The sequence below is a fragment of the Haladaptatus rarus genome, from assembly GCF_054177585.1.
In genome coordinates this window covers 449,828-468,490 of record NZ_JBPEHG010000002.1, presented here as the reverse complement: position 1 = coordinate 468,490, position 18,663 = coordinate 449,828, and the positions used below count along the sequence as shown (strand labels likewise).

18 protein-coding genes are annotated in these 18,663 nt (G+C 60.4%); 11 read left to right on the top strand and 7 right to left on the bottom strand.

From position 1 onward, the window contains the following. Positions 1-23: 23 nt before the first annotated feature. Complete coding sequence (locus ACR3FE_RS07670; RefSeq protein WP_458206486.1) at positions 24-1,352, bottom strand: substrate-binding protein; 1,329 nt, start codon at positions 1,350-1,352, stop codon at positions 24-26. Positions 1,353-1,729: 377 nt separating this feature from the next. Then, positions 1,730-2,488, bottom strand: a complete 759-nt coding sequence (locus ACR3FE_RS07665; RefSeq protein WP_458206485.1) for an SDR family NAD(P)-dependent oxidoreductase — start codon at positions 2,486-2,488, stop codon at positions 1,730-1,732. Between the two features lie 226 nt (positions 2,489-2,714). Between ACR3FE_RS07665 and ACR3FE_RS07660 the strand changes: the two genes are divergently transcribed. The 4 genes from ACR3FE_RS07660 to ACR3FE_RS07645 all read left to right on the top strand — a co-directional run bounded on the left by ACR3FE_RS07660 (position 2,715) and on the right by ACR3FE_RS07645 (position 8,294). Further along, positions 2,715-3,791, top strand: coding sequence for a putative sulfate/molybdate transporter (locus ACR3FE_RS07660; protein WP_458206484.1), 1,077 nt, complete (start codon positions 2,715-2,717; stop codon positions 3,789-3,791). A gap of 25 nt (positions 3,792-3,816) precedes the next feature. Next, a complete protein-coding gene (locus ACR3FE_RS07655; protein ID WP_458206483.1) occupies positions 3,817-5,022 on the top strand; it encodes a lactate 2-monooxygenase in 1,206 nt (401 codons plus the stop codon). A gap of 224 nt (positions 5,023-5,246) precedes the next feature. Continuing rightward, positions 5,247-6,107: a DUF7504 family protein gene (locus tag ACR3FE_RS07650; RefSeq protein ID WP_458206482.1), complete on the top strand. Its 861-nt coding sequence runs from the start codon at positions 5,247-5,249 to the stop codon at positions 6,105-6,107. 78 nt (positions 6,108-6,185) lie between these two features. Then, the gene (locus tag ACR3FE_RS07645; RefSeq protein ID WP_458206481.1) at positions 6,186-8,294 is read left to right on the top strand and encodes a hypothetical protein; all 2,109 of its coding nucleotides are present in this window, start codon (positions 6,186-6,188) and stop codon (positions 8,292-8,294) included. Here the strand turns inward: ACR3FE_RS07645 and ACR3FE_RS07640 are convergent. Beyond that, complete coding sequence (locus tag ACR3FE_RS07640; protein WP_458206480.1) at positions 8,291-8,431, bottom strand: DUF7503 family protein; 141 nt, start codon at positions 8,429-8,431, stop codon at positions 8,291-8,293. The genes ACR3FE_RS07645 and ACR3FE_RS07640 overlap by 4 nt on opposite strands. A 296-nt stretch (positions 8,432-8,727) precedes the next feature. Between ACR3FE_RS07640 and ACR3FE_RS07635 the strand changes: the two genes are divergently transcribed. Further along, positions 8,728-9,129 (top strand): DUF7344 domain-containing protein, encoded by a 402-nt coding sequence (locus tag ACR3FE_RS07635; RefSeq protein ID WP_458206479.1) that lies wholly within the window; start codon positions 8,728-8,730, stop codon positions 9,127-9,129. Between the two features lie 24 nt (positions 9,130-9,153). Beyond that, the gene (locus ACR3FE_RS07630; protein ID WP_458206478.1) at positions 9,154-10,137 is read left to right on the top strand and encodes a PrsW family intramembrane metalloprotease; all 984 of its coding nucleotides are present in this window, start codon (positions 9,154-9,156) and stop codon (positions 10,135-10,137) included. Positions 10,138-10,296: 159 nt separating this feature from the next. On the opposite strand, the gene ACR3FE_RS07625 is transcribed toward ACR3FE_RS07630, so the two are convergent. Further along, positions 10,297-11,841 (bottom strand): long-chain-fatty-acid--CoA ligase, encoded by a 1,545-nt coding sequence (locus tag ACR3FE_RS07625; protein ID WP_458206477.1) that lies wholly within the window; start codon positions 11,839-11,841, stop codon positions 10,297-10,299. Positions 11,842-12,045: 204 nt separating this feature from the next. Here ACR3FE_RS07625 and ACR3FE_RS07620 point away from each other — a divergent pair, with 204 nt between their 5' ends. After that, a complete protein-coding gene (locus ACR3FE_RS07620; protein ID WP_458206476.1) occupies positions 12,046-13,440 on the top strand; it encodes a cryptochrome/photolyase family protein in 1,395 nt (464 codons plus the stop codon). 328 nt (positions 13,441-13,768) lie between these two features. On the opposite strand, the gene ACR3FE_RS07615 is transcribed toward ACR3FE_RS07620, so the two are convergent. The 3 genes from ACR3FE_RS07615 to ACR3FE_RS07605 form a co-directional block, all read right to left on the bottom strand. After that, complete coding sequence (locus ACR3FE_RS07615; protein WP_458206474.1) at positions 13,769-14,608, bottom strand: DsbA family protein; 840 nt, start codon at positions 14,606-14,608, stop codon at positions 13,769-13,771. A 76-nt stretch (positions 14,609-14,684) separates the two neighbouring features. After that, positions 14,685-15,221: a hypothetical protein gene (locus ACR3FE_RS07610; RefSeq protein WP_458206473.1), complete on the bottom strand. Its 537-nt coding sequence runs from the start codon at positions 15,219-15,221 to the stop codon at positions 14,685-14,687. Then, a complete protein-coding gene (locus tag ACR3FE_RS07605) occupies positions 15,218-16,072 on the bottom strand; it encodes a DsbA family protein (RefSeq protein WP_458206472.1) in 855 nt (284 codons plus the stop codon). Before ACR3FE_RS07605 ends, ACR3FE_RS07610 begins: the two co-directional genes overlap by 4 nt. Positions 16,073-16,183: 111 nt before the next feature. Here ACR3FE_RS07605 and ACR3FE_RS07600 point away from each other — a divergent pair, with 111 nt between their 5' ends. From ACR3FE_RS07600 to sod, 4 genes are all read left to right on the top strand, one after another. Continuing rightward, positions 16,184-16,534 (top strand): helix-turn-helix domain-containing protein, encoded by a 351-nt coding sequence (locus tag ACR3FE_RS07600; protein ID WP_458206471.1) that lies wholly within the window; start codon positions 16,184-16,186, stop codon positions 16,532-16,534. 2 nt (positions 16,535-16,536) lie between these two features. After that, positions 16,537-16,800: a DUF7521 family protein gene (locus tag ACR3FE_RS07595; protein WP_458206470.1), complete on the top strand. Its 264-nt coding sequence runs from the start codon at positions 16,537-16,539 to the stop codon at positions 16,798-16,800. A gap of 541 nt (positions 16,801-17,341) precedes the next feature. Further along, positions 17,342-17,944: a superoxide dismutase gene (locus tag ACR3FE_RS07590; protein WP_458206469.1), complete on the top strand. Its 603-nt coding sequence runs from the start codon at positions 17,342-17,344 to the stop codon at positions 17,942-17,944. A gap of 105 nt (positions 17,945-18,049) precedes the next feature. Next, complete coding sequence (sod, locus tag ACR3FE_RS07585; RefSeq protein ID WP_458206468.1) at positions 18,050-18,661, top strand: superoxide dismutase; 612 nt, start codon at positions 18,050-18,052, stop codon at positions 18,659-18,661. Positions 18,662-18,663: the final 2 nt, after the last annotated feature.

Here is an 18,663-nt window from a genome sequence, read left to right as displayed (position 1 = left end):
ACATAAATATCGGTGATAGTTGACTACTCGTATGGGCCGAGGTCACACTGGGCGGCAGGCCCGCTCCCACACTCGTAGCCGAGTTTGTCGCGGGGCGTGACTTGCACAAGTTCGAAGAACTTGCCCGCTTCCTGTTCGGATTTCGGGAGCCCCTGTACGACCGGCACCGCGCGCTGGGCCTGGTGGTCGCACTTTCGCATCAGCTCCTTGCCCATCCCGAGACTGTTGTACTGTCGCCCTTCCAACTGTTTGATGACCTCGGGAGGATAGAACGTCCCCGCGCGCTCCACCGCCGCCGCGTACTGGAGCGTCTGGGCGTACGCGAGCTGTGCCGGTCCCGACGGGATTCGCTCGTAGGCGTTGTTGAACGCCCGCGTGAACTTGTTGGACGGTGGGTTGTCGATCTGGGAGTCCCACGCGATGGTACCGAAGATGCCCCTGATCGCGTTGCCCGCGGCCTGTGCCATGGGGCGGTTGTACAGGGGCATGACGATGTCCATGTTCTGGTCGAGACCCATGTTACGTGCCTGCTTGAGCGAGTTCGCGCCGTCCAGGCCGTAGTGGTTCAGGAACAGCACGTCCGCCGGTGAATTGGCCGCCTTCGAGAGGTACGACGAGTAGTCCTTCGTCCCGAGCGGCGTCGCCACGCTGGCGACCTGTGACCATCCGGCTTCCTTGAAGAACTTGTTCATCGACGCCTGCTGGGTCTGCCCCCACGTGTAGTCGGCGTATAATTGGTAGAACTGCTTGTTTCCACCGTACTCGTTGGTCACCACGGGCGCGAGTGCCTGGCCGGTCATATAGGCGTTGAACATCTCACGGAAGCCGTACCGATTGCAGTCCTTGCCCGTCGTGTCGTTGGAGTGGGTGAGACAGGCCATGAACAGCACCTTCTCGCGCTGGCAGAGTCCCTGCATCGCGATGGCGGTCGCGCTGGACGACCCGCCGGTCACCATGATGACGTTGTCGCGGCTGATCATCCGCTGGGCCGACTGCCGGGCCTGATCCGCGTCGGTCGCGGTGTCGCCCGACACGAAGTCGATCTGCTTGTCAAGGACGCCGTTTCCGGACAAGTCGCTCCAGTCGTCCACCCAACCGCCGCCGTTGTTCAGGTGCTTCACCGCGAGTTTGTAGGCTCGAAGTTCGTCCTGCCCCTCGGAGGAGTACGGTCCCGATTGCGGGACGTTGAACCCGAACGTCGCTGTATCCCCCTGGATGGGATAGTTTCCAAGCGGTGGATAATCGTCCTGTGCGCTCGCCGTCCCCGCAATCCCTGTGATCCCCGTCGCACTCGCACCGCCAGCGATCTTCACCACGTCCCGACGTGTCAGGTCAGTGTTCTCCCGTGACATGCTCTGACACGCGAGAACCCCACTATTAATTGTAGTGGATTTTACAGATACTGGACAGCTTTGATATTCCAGGTGAGTGGCGTTATCGGAGCATCATCGACTGTTTCGGGTAATTTCAACCGACCGATAACACCGCTCGTTTCGACGTTCATTCATCGGAATCGAATCCCAATTTCCGATCGATAGATGCGTCGAATAAGTGATATATTCCGTACCGGATTCCGTATCCCGATCCTCGAAAATCTTCGGAGGCTCGGGTATGGATCACGTATCGTCGTGACAGGATCTTCACGTCCGTTGTACTGAAATGTACTGGAATGTACTGGCCACGGCACACGAACTGCCGTGGTCGACGAAATCCTCACCCGCAGACGGATTCACACCTCCGGCGTTTCCATGATGTCAGGAACCCCCGCCGCGGTGACCGTCTCGCCGACGATGAACGACGAGGCCGGACTGACGAGGAACTGCACCACGTCGGCGATCTCCTCGCTCACCCCGACTCGTCGTTCCACCTCGTCGCGGTCGATGTCCTCGGCGCTGATGCCCATCTGGGATTCGAGACCCGGCGTGGCGACGAACCCCGGTGCGACGCAGTTCACGCGGACGCCGGCGCCCGCCCACTCGAACGCGAGCGTGCGCGTGAGGTTGATGATTCCGGCTTTCGCCGCGCCGTAGTGGCTCATGTACGGCGACCCCTGTTGGCCTGCCACGCTGGCGACATTGACGACCGACCCACCGCCGTCTTTCAGGTACTTGCCCGCGACCTGCGTGCAGTGGTAGGTCCCGGTGAGATTGATCTCCACCACGCGATTCCACCCGTTCGGAGTGATGTCGTCGAACCCGGCCATGAAACTCGCTCCGGCGTTGTTCACCAGCACGTCCAGCCCACCGAATTCCTCGACGAGAGCCTCGACGAGAGCCTCGACCGCCTCGCGGTCGGTCACGTCGCACTCGACCGCGAGGGCGTTCTCGCCGATCTTCTCAGCCACGGGGTCGACGTTCTCCTGTTCGCGCGAGCAGACGACGACGTTCGCCTCGCCGTCCGCGAATCGCTCCGCGACGACCCGACCGATGCCGCTCGACGCCCCCGTCACGATAGCGGTCTTTCCATCGACGCCGAACTGCTCGTTCACGTTTCGCTTCCTCCTGTGTGAATCTCCAGCATACCCTTTGCTACTCCAACTCGGAGGTTAGTTCTTGCCGTGGTCATCCGAACCGGCTGACCGACGGTCGCCGCACGCGAGGTCGTGACCTGACGGGCGACCACCGAAGTAACCGAAATAGGTTTCGAAATCGCCCCTAGATCACCGAATATCGTTTATCAGTAAACCTATGGCGGTTGCGTCCTATCTCCCTTCGATGGCAGAGGTCACGGTCGAAAGCGGTCGGCGGTTCGAGCTCTCGGTCTCCGAAGTGACCGGTGCGGTCGGCGATTCGATAACCGTCCTTCCGGTCGTGGTCGCCGTCGCGGCCCTCACCAAACTGGAACTGCCGACACTGCTCTTCGGGTTCGCCGTCTTTCAGGTCGTATGGGGGCTCCGCTATGGCGTACCCATCTCGGTCGAGCCGATGAAGGCGCTCGCCGCGCTCGTCATCGCGGGGACGCTCACGACCGGCGAGTTCGTCACCGCCGGATTGCTCGCGGGCGGTGTCCTCCTCGTCCTCGGAACGACGGGGTCGCTCGGCCGACTCACGGCGTTCGTCGGCGAACCAGTCGTTCGGGGGATACAGGTGGCTGTCGCCCTCCTCCTCGCACGAACCGGCCTCGAACTCGGTGTCACGACGCCGACAACAGCACTCCTCGCGGTCGTCGTGACAGGTGTCGTCGTCTCGCTCGGCTACCGGCGCGCGAGCGCGCTCGCGGTGCTCGCGCTCGGGTTCCTCCTCGCGGGATTCGACGCTGGTGTTTCGCTCCCTCGGTACCCGACCCTCTCAGTCGACCTCGCGTTCACGTTCACGTCCGGGATGCTCTCGGCCACTGCCGGACAGTTGGCGATGACGGTCGGAAACGCCGCCGTCGCCACCTCGCTCCTCCTCGGTGACCTGCTCGACGCCGACGTGTCGCCGGACGAACTGGCGACCAGCATGGGCACGATGAACCTGCTCGCGCTACCGCTCGGCGCGATGCCGATGTGTCACGGCAGCGGCGGCGTGGCGGGAAAGTACGCCTTCGGTGCACGGACTGCCGGAGCAAATCTCGTCCTCGGCGTCTTCTACGCGCTGATTGCCGTATTCGCGGTGTCGCTCGTCACGGCGTTCCCCCTTTCCGTCCTCGGTGTCGTTCTCGTCCTCGTCGCGGTCGAACTCGGACGGGCGGGACTCGACACCGACGACCCATGGTTCGTGGTCGGGATGGGTGCGCTCGGCCTGCTCACGAACGTCGGTATCGCCTTCGTCGTCGGAGTTGGTGCGTGGTGGCTCCGGAACAAGATATAATTCGTGTGCGGTGTTCACCCGAACCATGGACGACCCCTCGAACGGCGATTCCTCTGAACCCTTCGGCCCGAACCGCCAGCGCGAAGTGTACGCATCCGGAATGCTCGCCGACCAGACGCCGGACCTCCCCACTTCGCCGGAAAAGCTCGCCGAACTCGCCCGCGAGGAACTCCCGCCCGAGGCGCACGCCTACGTCGCGGGGTCGGCGGGTGAAGAGAGCACCGAAGCCGAAAACCGCCGGGCGTTCGACCGCTGGCGAATCGTCCCCCGGATGCTCCGGGACGTGGCAGAACGCGACCTCTCGGTCGAACTCTTCGGACAGGAGCTTCCGGTTCCCTTACTGCTCGCACCCATCGGCGTCCAGTCCATCATCCACGAGGAGGGCGAACTCGCCACTGCACGCGCCGCCGCGAGCCTCGACGTGCCACTCGTCTTGAGTTCCGCCTCCTCGGAGACGATGGAAGACGTGGCTGACGAACTGGGTGACACACTCGGCTGGTTCCAACTCTACTGGAGTACCGACCGCGACGTGACCGCGAGCTTCCTCCACCGGGCGGAGGATGCGGGTTACGAAGCCATCGTCGTCACGCTCGACACGCCCATGATGGGCTGGCGAGAGCGCGACGTCGACCACGCCTACCTCCCGTTCCTCGATGGCGAAGGCGTGGCGAACTATCTGACCGACCCTGCGTTCCGCGACTCGCTCGACGCTCCGCCTGAGGAAGACGAACGTGGCGCACTCTGGCAGTTCACGGAGATCTTCGGCGACCCCTCGCTCACGTGGGACGACCTCGATTTCCTGCGCGAACACACCGACCTCCCCATCGTGCTGAAGGGAATCCTTCACCCGGACGACGCTCGTGAGGCCGTCGAACGCGGTGTCGACGGTCTCGTCGTCTCGAACCACGGCGGACGACAGGTGGACGGTGCGATCGGCGCACTCGACGCTCTCCCCGATATCGTGGACGCGGTCGGTGACGAAGTGCCGGTACTCTTCGACAGCGGAATCCGCCGTGGGTCGGACGTCTTCCGTGCGATGGCGCTCGGTGCGGACGCCGTCCTGCTCGGACGACCCTACGTCTACGGACTCGCGGTTGCTGGCGAAGACGGCGTCCGGGAGGTACTCCAGAACTTCCTCGCCGACCTCGACCTGACACTCGCGCTGTCGGGATACGACTCGTTCGCGGACGTAGACCGGTCGGTGCTGACCAACACGAACGGGACTCAGTAAGATTGGCAAGCGTCGGCTATTCCGTGTGAATAGGTTCATGAATCACCGCGAACTGTTTCGATACACTTCAGAACGATTCAGTACGTTTCAAAGGATTGGGTGGATTTATATACTAATCCGCGGTACTCGGGAGCAGAACTATGTGTGGAGAGGAAGTAAACGACAGCTCATCCAAGTTTGGTGTCACAGAGGTACACGAGTCGAATGCTTGGCGAAACGAACGAATGCTCGGCACGACGGTCGTCGAAACCGTTGCCGAGGTAGCTGAGGTGGCACCCGACGAGATAGAGACGCCCTTGTACGATGTCGTCGACCCGGACGCACTCGATGCCCTGTTCGCTCCGAAACAGGACGGGCGAGACCGAACCGATGGGACGGTCTCGTTCTCGCTTCACGGCCATTACGTAACGGTCTCCGCAAATGGCGTCGTGACAGTGGAGTCCGAACTCGCTCGGATAAAAAAGACGGGTGGGAATCTCCTGCTCACTGGCTTGGTACCCGACCACGTCGTCGATGCCGCTAGCGTTCAACTTCTGGGCCGACGCGCCCCAGACAAGACACGGGTCGTCGCTGTTCACGACCGAAGCGTGGCGACGGCGGATGCCAGACTTTCTCGCATCGGTGCGACTACAGACGAAAGCCACATTATAAGCCTTGATGCGGAGGCTCGGTCGGCCACAGCAACGACGTCAGCCACGACCGACCATCACGTAACGGATGACGTCGGAGATCTCTTCGAATTCCAACGAAAGATCGACCGAACGTTGCGGAAGATCGACTACGACCGTCGTGGATTGGAGCCTGCCGAGCTCCGGTTTTGTTTTGACTCTCTGCGGCCAGTCCTCGACGAACAGGGGGAAGACGACGTAACAGAGTTCCTGTACGGTTGTTTCGACGCCGTGAAAGACGTCTCCGGGATGGCTCACTACGTGCTTCCGACGAAACGAGACACCCCCCAGGTCGCCACCATCGAACCGCTATTCGACGCCACGGTCGAACTCCGCGTTACCGATACCGGCCCGGAACAACGCTGGCATCTCTCCGACACGGAATTCACGACCGACTGGTTCGATCTCCGGGTTTAGTATGTCTCAGTCGAATCGCCCACTTGCCGATACGTCGGCAAGTGGCTACCCAAAGGGAGTCGAACGAGGGGGAGGAGGGTGAAACCGACGTTCTCACAGACTGATGGCTCTCGACTTGCAGTTTTCGATCCCATCCACGACCGTCGGTTCGAACTCGAAACGTCCTCATCGATTCGTCCGAGACACATTTCCACCGATGAGTTTCACATCCCGGCCGACAGCGCCGTCGAAATCGATACCACCCACTTGATTCTCCCCTACTTCCTCGAGACCCACGTCCGATCGGGAGATGGTACCCTCATCTGCGAACTCGAACGAGATGTCCGAAACGAACTGCCGACGGCGGAGTACTCCATCGAACTGCACGCACCCATCAAGCTCACTCTCCGAGTCGAGAGTGAGGTGATGATAACGTCGTCGTTGGAACGTGTGAGGTTCGACTTCGACGACGAGACCACCGTCCAGGTCGGTGCCCGGTCGTATCACGAACTGCCCGCGGAGACGGTGACGACGACGCCCGACCCCGAGGACGTGATGGCGGCGATTTCGACGTTTGGATCGGCGTTGAAGACGACCAACCCCGAACGGTCGTTCTCCACGCTTCGCGGCCATCCACCAGCCATCGAACTGGGTGACGACCTCCACGTTCCGGACGAAATAGAACCACCTGACACGGGTATCCAGATCCAGATCCCGCCCGAACGCGAGCGAGCCTACGTCACTGCACCACTCGCATACTACCTCGGTGCGCAGGTCGTTCCGGGAGAACGATCACGTATCGTCACCGACCGCGGGTTCGAACATCCCTTGCCAACCGACCGCAGATTCGATGCCGAAGTCGAACGCATTCTCAAGCAGTCTTTGTTCTTCGACTGTCTGGTCAGAACGGAGGGACTGTATCCAGTCGAACTCCACGAACGTCGGGCTATCGATGGAAACGTCGAACTCCCGTTTGTAGATCTGTACGATGCGTCGCTCGCCGAACGAATAGCTGCCTATCTCTCGATACCATTCGACGAAATCCGAGACGAGATTCCAACGTGGAGACTCGCGGTATCTGTGTCTCCGGAAGCCAAAAACGTGACATCGCTTCCGTATCTCGTCGACGAACTAGCAGTGCTCAAGCGAGCGAAGACGGGGGCGACCCAACGAACGCCATCGACGATACCGTCATGCGTAGACGAGTTCGTTCGCTCGACCGGAAATGGTCGGTCGGTCGAACCCGATCGGTCGACAGGACTTCCTCGTGGTCGGGAAACAACAGACGAACCGTACGTCACGCCACCCGAGTTCGATGCGCTAGAGCAGGCGTGGCTCGGGACGGGGCGACCGTTCGGTGCGAACAAACTGCTCCGACGTGCGTTCGACAATCGCGGGGAGCGGATGATGACCGCCGACGAAATTGACATCGAGATCGTCTGCAACGACGACAGGATGCGAGCCGAATATGATCTCGACGGACGCGCACTGTATGGCCGGCGAGATGAACTTCCGTTCGATATCACCATCCATGAGAATCTCACGACCTCGGCACTAGAACGCCTGCTCGCGTCGGAGATCGATTTCCTCCACTATATCGGTCACATCGAGGACCAGGGATTCGTCTGCACGGACGGGACGTTAGACGCACACTCGCTTGAAGAAACCGGTGTCGAGACGTTCTTTCTGAACGGCTGTAACTCCTACCAGCAGGGTCTGGGTCTCGTCGAGAACGGAAGCGTGGGCGGAATCGTCACACACGGTGATGTCGGTAACGATGGCGCTATCGTCGTCGGTCGACAGGTAGCTCGGCTACTCAACGCAGGTTTCTCACTTCGTTCTGCACTGGCGGTCGTCGAAGAACAGCGCATCGTAGCGAAACAGTACACCGTCATCGGCGATGGCGGCGTCGAGGTAGCCCAGTGTGAAGCTGGAACACCGGTGGTGTATCATCTCCGTACCGACAATTTGACCGACGAATACCACATCCAGATCACGACGTACCCGACGGCGAGACCCGGTATCGGTTCACTCTACATCCCGTACATAGACCACGTCGATACCTACTTCTTGACAGGGGGGTCACTCCCCGAGTTCTCCGTTTCGGCCGCCGAACTCGTCTATCTCTTCCAATTGGAACACCTTCCCGTCTTCTACGACGGTGAACTCCACTGGTCGTCCGAACTTTCCTTCGAACTGCTCTCTTAAGGGCCGCCGATGGTTCCGCCATGCGCCGCGGCTGCATTGCCAGCTTCCAGCAGAAGGAGCATGATGGCGAAGGCGACGCCCATCATTCGTGGATTCTCTACAAAGTAGTCCTGTAATGTTTCGTTTTCGTTCGACATACAGGCTTACTCGTGCGCCAGTGGGGCATATATTTATCTTAAGTATTAATGACTGCAAGTAATTGAGGATTGCCACCTCCTTACGGAGATAATCGCAACCAGTTCGATTTCATGGTTAGGTTACTATTGAGTAATCGTACCGTTCCCTCTCGTCGTCTGGGAAATGGCTGGTTTCGTTTCGGAAACAGCCACTTTCACCGTTCGTACGACATGTTCCGAACATACGTCTTTGCCAATATATTTCAGATAATATTATCGTGTGGTTTTATCCATAGACCAACGAAGCGTCGGTGACCATGTCGAACGATGAGTTTGAGTTACTGATCCGGCAACACGGATCGGTAGAACCACTCGATGACGTTCTGGTCGATGCAGACATGTCTTTGAAGACGATCCTAGATCTCCTCGCCAATCGTCGTCGTCGATACATACTCTACCATCTCCGCGAACACGAGACGGCGGTCGTCGAGTCACTTATCGAGTACGTGAGAGCCAAAGAACGGGATGGAAGAGCAGTTACACCGTCCCCGACGAAGCAGAAGCGACTTCGCATCGAATTGCTTCACACCCATCTTCCGAAACTCGCCAACGCAGACGTCGTCCGGTTCGAACGACCCGACGAGTACGTCGAGTACGACGTGCAGTCAGAGGCGTTCGAACTGTTTCTGGAACTCGCAACGTCTCTCGAAGTAGAATAAATTCGACTCATATCGACGTCGGTCATGGCGACACGGAAAAACGATTTCATGGTGGCGCGTGTAGCAGGGACGATGCCTGGGGGGGAGGATTCGTACGATATCGAATCGTGGGAACCACGGACACTGACCGATCGATTCGCACTTCGACTATACCGACTTCTCGCGGAGGTGACTCGGGGGACGACACTGGTCGTCGCGCTGGTGTTCGTCATCGTCGAACTCGCACTGGTGGGTGCGACGGTCGCAGAGCGACCACTGCTGGGCGTGCTCTCGTTCTTCTCGGTCGTCCCAGCCCTCGCACTCGCGGCCTACATCTGGCGAATCGACCCGACCGAACGGGAACCACTCGTCACGCTCGTCGCAACGTTCCTCCTCGGCGTCGTCTTCGCGGCGTTCGCCGCGGTCATCAACACCGTTGGCTTCATCCTGCTGGCCGGAACCGGGGTGAGCGTCCTCGCCATCGTCCCCTTCTTCTTCCTCGTCGTCGGCCCTGTCGAGGAGTCGGTGAAGTGGCTCGCGGTTCGGTTTCACGCCTACCGCACGCCCCACTTTCGAACCGCGGTCGATGGCGCGGTGTACGGCGCGATGGCCGGGTTGGGCTTCGCTACCATCGAGAATCTGACCTACGTCGTCGGATCGGTACAGGGAGATAGCATGGGTACTGCCGTCACCGTCTCCGGCGTCGCGGTGACGCGGGCCATCGTCGGCCCGAACCACGTCCTCTGGGCGGCCATCTCGGGGTACTACCTCGGATTGGCGAAACTCGTCCCCGACGAGCGCGGGCCGATAATCGTCAAGGGGATCGCCATCCCCGCACTCCTACACGGTTTCTACAACTCGACTGCCGGGTTCGTGACCGACTGGCTGGCGTCCGTCATGGGTGGTGGGACGCTCCTCTGGCTGTTGGTCTACGTCCTCGTGTTCGCGGGAATCGTCGGGTCGTACCTTTTCCAGAAGATCCGGCGCGCACGAGAGTATTACGAGGGACAGATTCGTCTCGGCTGGTGATGCTCGACCGCGGCGGATGTCCGGGTGCAAAGACATCCCTTCGAGGTTGATGGCCCCTCTCGAAAGATCGGAGCGGTTCGAACGCCGCGACGACCGGAGTTCGTTCCGTTCGTCGAGTAGTTATTCTTTGTCAGTCTCGATACTCCGGCTTCGTATCGATCACGACTGTTCTATCAGTTCGAACTTCTGTACCTTTCCGGTCGTCGTCCGGGGCAATTCCTCCACGAACTCGACCTCTCGGGGGTGTTTGTACGCCGCGATGTTGTCCAGACAGTACTCCTGTAGTTCCTCGGGCGTCACATCGGAATCCGGAACCGGCACGACGAAGGCTTTCACCGTCTCGTTCCGTCGTTCGTCCGGAATACCGACGACGGCCACGTCCGCGACAGCCTCGTGTTCGAAGAGGAGTTCTTCGACTTCGCGCGGATAGACGTTGTAGCCCGCCGTGTTGATCATGTGTTTCTTTCGGTCGACCACGTAGAAGAAGCCGTCCTCGTCCCAGTAGCCGATGTCGCCCGTGTGGAACCAGCGTTTCCCGTCTCGCTCGGTGAACGCTGCTTCGGTGGCTTCCGGAAGCCCCGCGTAGCCGACCATCACGTTCGGCCCGGCGACGACGATCTCCCCCGTTACGTCGTCCAGTTCTGCATCGTCCTCGTCGAGTGGCCCTTCCGCGACCGGAGGGAGTTCCTCGAAGTCGTCGTCCACGACACGGGCATCGACACCCGGAATGGTCGTCCCAATGCTACCGACGCGCCGCCCGTTCTCGGGGGTGTTGAAGTGTGTCACCGGACTCGTCTCGGTCAGTCCGTAGCCTTCGTAGATCGTCGCATCGTACAGTTCCTCGAATCGCCGGAGCACTTCGATGGGGATTCCGCCCCCACCCACGCCCGCGAGTCGCAGGGAAGAGAGATCGAACTCGGCGGCGTTCGGCTGATTGATGATGTCGTTGTACATCGCCGGAACGCCGTGCATGATCGTCAGTTCCGCATCTTCCACGAGCGAGAGGGATTGCTGTGCATCCCACGTCGGCAGCGGATAGAACGACCCGCCGCGGAACAGCGTCCCGTTCATACAGACCGTCATGCCGTAGATGTGGAACAGCGGAAGGACACCTAGCATCGAGTCGTCCGGCCCGATTCCACCGGGGACGAGGCCTGCTGCGGCATCGGTGTTCGAGGCGAGGTTTCGATGTGTGAGTTTCACGCCTTTCGGAGTCCCGGTCGTTCCGCTGGTGTACGGCTGAACCGCGAGGTCGTCATCTGCCCGATCTGCGATCTCGGGGTCGCCGTCACCGAGGAACTCCCTGAATCCGCCATCGCCGACCGTGACGACGTGTTCGACGTCGGTTTCGTCGCGAACTTCCTCGACGAACGGGACGAGGTCGGGGAGGGTCACGACGACTCGTGCGCCACTGTCCGCGAGCAGGTGTCGAATCTCGCGTGCTCGATACTGCGGATTCATCGGGACGACGACGCCACCTGCCCTGAGCGTCCCGTGGAACGCGACGACGAACTCCGGGAGGTTCGGCAGATACACCGCGACTCGGTCGTCGACGCCGACATCTCGCTCCGTCAACCCTGCCGTGAATCCACCGATCTGCTCCCATAGGTCTCGATACGTCAGTGTTCTGTCATCCGCGACGATAGCCGGTTCGTCCGGGTGTTCGCGTACTGTCTCCCTGACGGCAGTGACGAGGTTCGCCATGATTTGTGATAACGATAACCGTGGCCTAAAGTGTTTGCCGAACTGCGGAAACTGACGGCCTGATTCGAACTCGGATGAACGCGACCTTTCGACGGTGAGACCGATCAGCGAGACGAGAGTCCATCGGGAAAAATTCCAATCTGGTGGGCAAATCCCAATCGGTTAGGTAGTATCTTTTGGACAGGTCGTGTCGTCACTCTCGATATGGACATCCACTGGCATCGCCGCGACCTCCGGGTCGAAGACAACCGCACACTCGCCACTGGGAACACCATCCTTCCCGTGTTCGTCTTCGACCGGGCCGTCCTCGACCACGCGAGCCCACCACGGGTATCGTTTCTCCTCGATACCCTCGAATCGCTTCGGGAAGCGTACCGCGAACGAGGCGGCGATCTGCTGGTCGTGTCCGGCGACCCACGCGAGGAACTGCCACGGATCGCAGAGGAACGCGGAGCAGAACGAGTCGTCTGGAACCGCGATTACTCCGGCCTCGCAAAAGAGCGGGACGCGGCAGTCGCTGACGCGTTGGCTGACGTGCGAATCGACCACCGAACCGTCCACGACGCACTGCTCCACGAACCGGGAACCATCACGACGAATCAGGGCGACCACTACTCGGTCTTCTCGTACTTCTGGAAGAAGTGGCGCGACAGGGCGAAAGACGCGCCGTTAGACGCACCGAGCGAGGTGGACACGCCCGGCGAGATGGCCGAGGGAGGGGGGACGATCCCAAGTCTCGCCGACCTCGACTTCGAGGAACCGGACGCGGACGTTCAACCAGCCGGAATCGACGCTGCTCGCGACGTGCTCTCCGGATTCTGCGAGGACGACATCTACTCTTACGATGATCACCGTGATTACCCGGCCCGCGAAGCCACATCGCGGCTCTCGCCGCACCTCAAGTTCGGTACAGTCGGGATTCGGGAGGTCTGGCAGGCGACCGAGGATGCGAAAGCTGATGCCTGGGACGAAGATGCCGCAGAATCCGTCGAGAGCTTCCAGCGCCAGCTCGCGTGGCGCGAGTTCTACGCGCACGTCCTGGACGCCCGGCCCGACGTGGTCGTGGCGAACTACAAGGACTATCAGTACGACATCGCGTGGCGCGACGACCGGGACGGACTGCAAGCGTGGCGCGCCGGCGAAACTGGGTATCCCATCGTGGACGCCGGGATGCGCCAACTGCGCGACGAGGGGTGGATGCACAACCGCACCCGGATGGTCGTCGCCTCCTTCCTGACGAAAGACCTGCTCGTGGACTGGCACGAGGGGTACGACTGGTTTCGGCGAAAACTCGTCGACCACGACACCGCCAACGATACTGGCGGGTGGCAGTGGGCCGCCTCGACCGGCACCGACGCCCAGCCCTACTTCCGCATCTTCAATCCGATGACGCAGGGGAAACGATTCGACCCGGATGCCGAGTACATCAGAAAGTACGTCCCCGAACTCGAAGGCGTCCCACCGAAGAAGATCCACAGTTGGCACGAACTGGACGACAGTGAACGTGAGGAACTCGCCCCCGACTACCACGCACCGATCGTCGAGCACGCAGACCGACGCGAGATGGCGATCTCGATGTTCGAAAACGCACGAGGATAGATTCGGACGATACCGGCGACCGACCACGCGACGAAATCGTCACGAACCACCTGTGACAGCATCGTCATCGTCCACACCTGACGGTATCGTCGCACACCACTCCCGACGACATCGTCGCTCACTCCCTGCGGGCCTGGTGGATGGAGGGCGAGGGAGGGAGTGCCGTGCGTGGTGAGCGAAGCGAACCACGAACGAGCGAGCGACTGAGGGCTCCGTCCTATCCTAATAGCAGCTAGTGCCTTCGAGGAACTCCGATGAGGGGAGGCGACAGAAAAAGGACGCAAGATCGTCGAATCCACCGGACTCACTTCGCTCGTCCGCCGTCCAGTTACGCGTTTTGCGTCTTCCGTATCGCCTTCTCGAACAGCGGATAGGGCTGTCCGCCGATAATTTTCCTCGATTCGTCCGACTTGCGGTTGTAGAAGATGAACCCGGGCGTCCCACGGATGTCACTCGTATCGGCGGCGGAGACGTCGGCGTTGATGCTGGATTTGATCTCCTTCGTCTGGTTCTGGAGACACGAGTCGACGGCGTCCGCATCCACACCCTTCACGCTCTGGGTGATTTCGAGCAGGTTCGCTTTCGACGCCCAGCCGGAGTTCTCCTTCCCCTGTTCGTCGAACACCGCTGCGTGCCAGCGTTTGAACGCGTCCGGATCCTCGTCGCGAACCCGTCGCCAGACGCATTTTGCCATCCGGGCTGCCGTCGTCGAATCGCTGCCGAGATACGGTAAGTCGAGGACGACGATGCGAACCGTTCCCGGTTGAACGTAGTCCTCGATGAGTTTCGGAAGCGTCTCCTGTTCGAACTTCTTGCAGAAAGGACACTGGTAGTCGCTCCAGTAGTAGATGTCCACTGGCGCGTCGGGCGACCCCATCACGGGGTTGCCCTGGAGGTCGATACCGTAGCCCGTCTTCTCGTCCGTCGCGTATAGCAACGACGACCTGTCGGTGGAGTTCCCGTCTTCGGAGTGCGTGGTTCCTGATTTCGTTTCCGTTCCGGTTTCCGCCTTCGTTTCTGTCTCCGTCGTCGTTTTGCGGGTCGAATCGTTCGTACTCGTCTGCCCACCTAACTGGTCGGTGATGCTCGTACACCCGGACAGCCCGAGGAGCGCCCCTACAGTCGTTCCGAGGAACGCCCGCCGGCCGGTTTTGTCGCTGTCGAACATGGTTACTCGTGTCGAGGGAGACAGGCGAGGAATAAAGCTTTCCTGCCCGACTCCAGTGCCGGAAATCGGTCGAGGATCACACGTCGACCCGGCACTCCCGTGGGTCGCCAGCCCGGACGAGAAATCCCACCAGAAGCACCAGACCGCCGATCCGGAGCAGGTCGCCATGGAACGGCATCGCCGCCAGCGCCCCGGCGAACCCCAAAAAACCGAGTAATCCCGCGCCGCAACTCGCACACCCTGAGGCGAGCAGTCCGGGGAGCACGCCGGTCAGATCCGAGAGGCTCGACACGCCGGTCACGCTCACTTGCGCTGCGGTGTTGGTGACGGCGATACCCGTCAGTAGTGCGTAAGAGACGATGAGCGCGAGACCAGCCCAGCCGTTGGTCGCCAGCACGTTCTCCATCAACAGGACGAGGGTTTCGTCCAGCCAGTGTAGCCCCGCGCCGAGCATCTGCATCGACATCTCCGGAAACGTCGAGAGGATGAGCAGGAGGTAGGTGAGGACAGCGACGACGAGGGTTCCGACGACTCTCGTCGTTGAACTCGTCGGATACATCAGCGCGTCTTTGAGATTCGTGCTCCATCGACGGAGTCGGGTTTGTCCGGTCATACGTCCTTGGTTTGCTGGATAGCGGCTTCGAATCGGGGATACGGCTGTGCACCCTTGATGGTCGTGGAAGTGTCCGACTCGGTGCCGTGGAAGATGAACGTCGGCGTCGCGCTCACACTGTTGTCGATACCAGCGTTCACATCCTCTGACACGGCTGACCTGGCATACTGGTCGTTCTTATGGAGGCACGACTCGACGGCACCAGCATCGACGCCGTCGACGCTACTGGTGATATCGAGTAGCTTCTCTTTGGTCGCCCAGCCGGAGTTCGGTTTCCCTTGTTCGTCGAACACCGTTGCGTGCCAGCGTTTGAACACTGTCGGGTTCTCGTCTCGAACCTGTCGCCAGACGCACTTGGCGATTCGGGCCGCGGTTCTGGATGCGTCTCCGATGTTTGGATATTCGAGAACGACGAACTGAACCGTACCGGGTCGAATGTGGTCGTCTACGAGCTTCGGGAACGTCTCCTGTTCGAACTTCTTGCAGAATGGACACTGGTAGTCGCTCCAGTAGTAGATGTCCACTGGCGCGTCGGGCGACCCCATCACGGGGTTGCCCTGGAGGTCGATACCGTAGCTCGTCGTGATGGTGCTCTCGTACACCAGCGTCTTCGGATCTTCCGGTGCCTTTCCTCCATCACTCGACGTTCCGGCGGAACTGGTCTTCGTGTCAGCGGTGGCAGACCGCGTTTCGGATGGGTTCGTCGTATTGGCAGTCCCTGCAGTACCGCTCTTTTTCGTCGTATCTTCTCGCAGGCCATCGATGGCACTCGTACATCCGGCCAACGTGGTCAGCGACGTCGCTGTCATCCCGAGAAACGCCCGCCGACTGCTCCCAGTATCGTCGAACATGATGATCGCTCGTTTCGAGGACGTCACTCGTGACACAAAGAACGCGACACTCGTTTTCAAGATCAGAAGTCACCCGGCACACTTTAAATGATGAAGTGTCCTTGTCGATGTGTGAGTGAGGAGCCGAGTCCAGCCGAGCTGTTTCGTCTGCTGGACGACGAGTACGCACGCGCTATCCTCACCAAAACGAGCGAACAACCGATGTCTGCACAGACCCTAAGCACCGAATGCGACGCCTCGCTTCCGACCATCTATCGGCGGCTGAACGACCTGGAAGCGTCTGAGCTGGTCGAAAAGTACACCCGCCCGGAGCCGGACGGTAACCACCGAGCCGTGTACGAGGCCGCCATCGGACACGTCGAGATCGACATCGAAGACGGCGTGCTCGACGTGCAAGTGTCAGAACGCGAGGACGCGGCAGACCGATTCACTCGCGTCTGGGAAGATATGCGGGGGGACTGACCATGCGCGTCGAACTCCTCGCCGGGAAACTGCTCGTCATGACGCTCGGCCTTCTCATCGCGTATCAAGGCTACCGTGGCTATCGACGCAATCACAGCGAGCCGATGTTCTTCGTCGCCACCGGCTTCATCTTCCTCACCGTCGGCGGGACGATGGGCTGTACGCTCATCGACACGCTCGACATCTCCGCGTTCACGCTCGGCATCGCCCAGACGCTTCTCGTCGCCGTCGGTATGGGTTTCGTCCTCTACTCGCTGTACGGGTGACCTCGGGGCGAGCAAGCACGGTGTGGGGGGTCATGTTCACGATTCTTACCAGACCTCAGTTGCGGTATCTTCCCGAACTACTCGTATCGGAATCGTCACCCGCGACTCGTGACAGCATCTCTACTTTCGACCTGCGGGCCTGGTGGATGGAGGGCGAAGGAACGTCGGACGAACGAAGTGAATCCGGCGTGACTGAGGGCTCCGTTTTGCCCTAGCATTAGCTAGCCACGTCGAACGATCTAGCTAGTGATAACGGCGAGAAAAGAGACGCAGAATCGCTAGGGCAAAACGGAGCCCTCAGTCGCTCGCTCGTTCGTGGTTCGCTTCGCTCACCACGCACGGCACTCCCTCCCTCGCCCTCCATCCACCAGGCCCGCAGGGAGTGAGCGACGATGTCGTCGGGAGTGGTGTGCGACGATACCGTCAGGGATGGGTCGTAAAAGATTTCACAGCAGAGCTGGTAGCTGGTCTGACTCGAAATCCAGTCGGTCGCCTTAACGCTTAACACGACCACCGTTGACCAGCACACGGGGGATTTCGAATGGCAACCTACGAACTACCAGACTTGCCGTACGACTACGACGCGCTGGAGCCGAGCATCGACGCGCGAATCATGGAACTGCACCACGACAAACACCATCAGGGGTACGTGAACGGTGCCAACGCGGCACTGGACAGGCTAAAGGAGATGCGACAGAACGACGAGTGGGGAGATATCAAGGCGGTCGAGCGCAACCTCGCGTTCAACCTCTCGGGTCACGTTAACCACTCCGTGTTCTGGGAGAACATGTCGCCCGACGGGGGCGGCGAACCTGGCGGCGAGCTCGCGGACGCGCTGGACGAGCAGTTCGGCTCGTTCGACTCGTTCAAGTCGCACTTCGCGGCAGCCGCGAAGGGTGTCGAAGGCTCCGGGTGGGGACTGTTGCTCTACGACCACATCGGCGACCAACCGATCGTGAGCATGGCCGAGAACCACCAGAATCAGACACCACAGGGGACGACGCCACTGCTCGTGCTGGACGTGTGGGAACACGCCTACTATCTCCAGTACGAGAACAACCGGGGCGAGTACGTGGACAACTTCTGGGACGTGGTGAACTGGGACGACGTGGCGGCGCGATACGACGCAGCCAAGGGCGCATAACGCCTGGAATCGGATTATTTTGCCGCAATATCGTGTAGTGTGTTAGCGAACTCCTCCTCAAGGTTTAACAGCGATTGGTGAGATGTGAAGGATGGAGGAAATACAATGCCAGAAAAATCCAACGCGGAACTGCCACCACTTCCGTACGATTACGACGCGCTAGAACCACACATCTCCGAACAGGTGCTTACGTGGCATCACGACACGCACCATCAGGGCTACGTCAACGGCCTGAACAGTGCCGAGGAGACGCTCGCGGAGAACCGCGAGTCCGGGGACTACTCCAGCACTGGAGGCGCACTCGGAAACGTAACCCACAATGGCTGTGGACACTACCTCCACACCCTCTTCTGGGACAACATGGATCCGAACGGCGGCGGCGAGCCAGCGGGCGAACTCGCAGACCGCATCGAGGAGGACTTCGGTTCCTACGAGGGCTGGAAGGGCGAGTTCAAGGCCGCCGCGAGCGCCGCAGGTGGCTGGGCACTGCTCGTTTACGATCCTGTCGCAAAACAGCTCCGTAACGTCAAGGTCGACAAGCACGACCAGGGCGCACTCTGGGGTAGCCACCCGATTCTCGCACTCGACGTGTGGGAACACTCCTACTACTACGACTACGGTCCGGATCGCGGTGACTTCATCGACAACTTCTTCGAAGTCGTCGATTGGGACGAAGTTGCTGACCAGTACGAGAACGTCGTGCCGCGGTTCGAATAAGG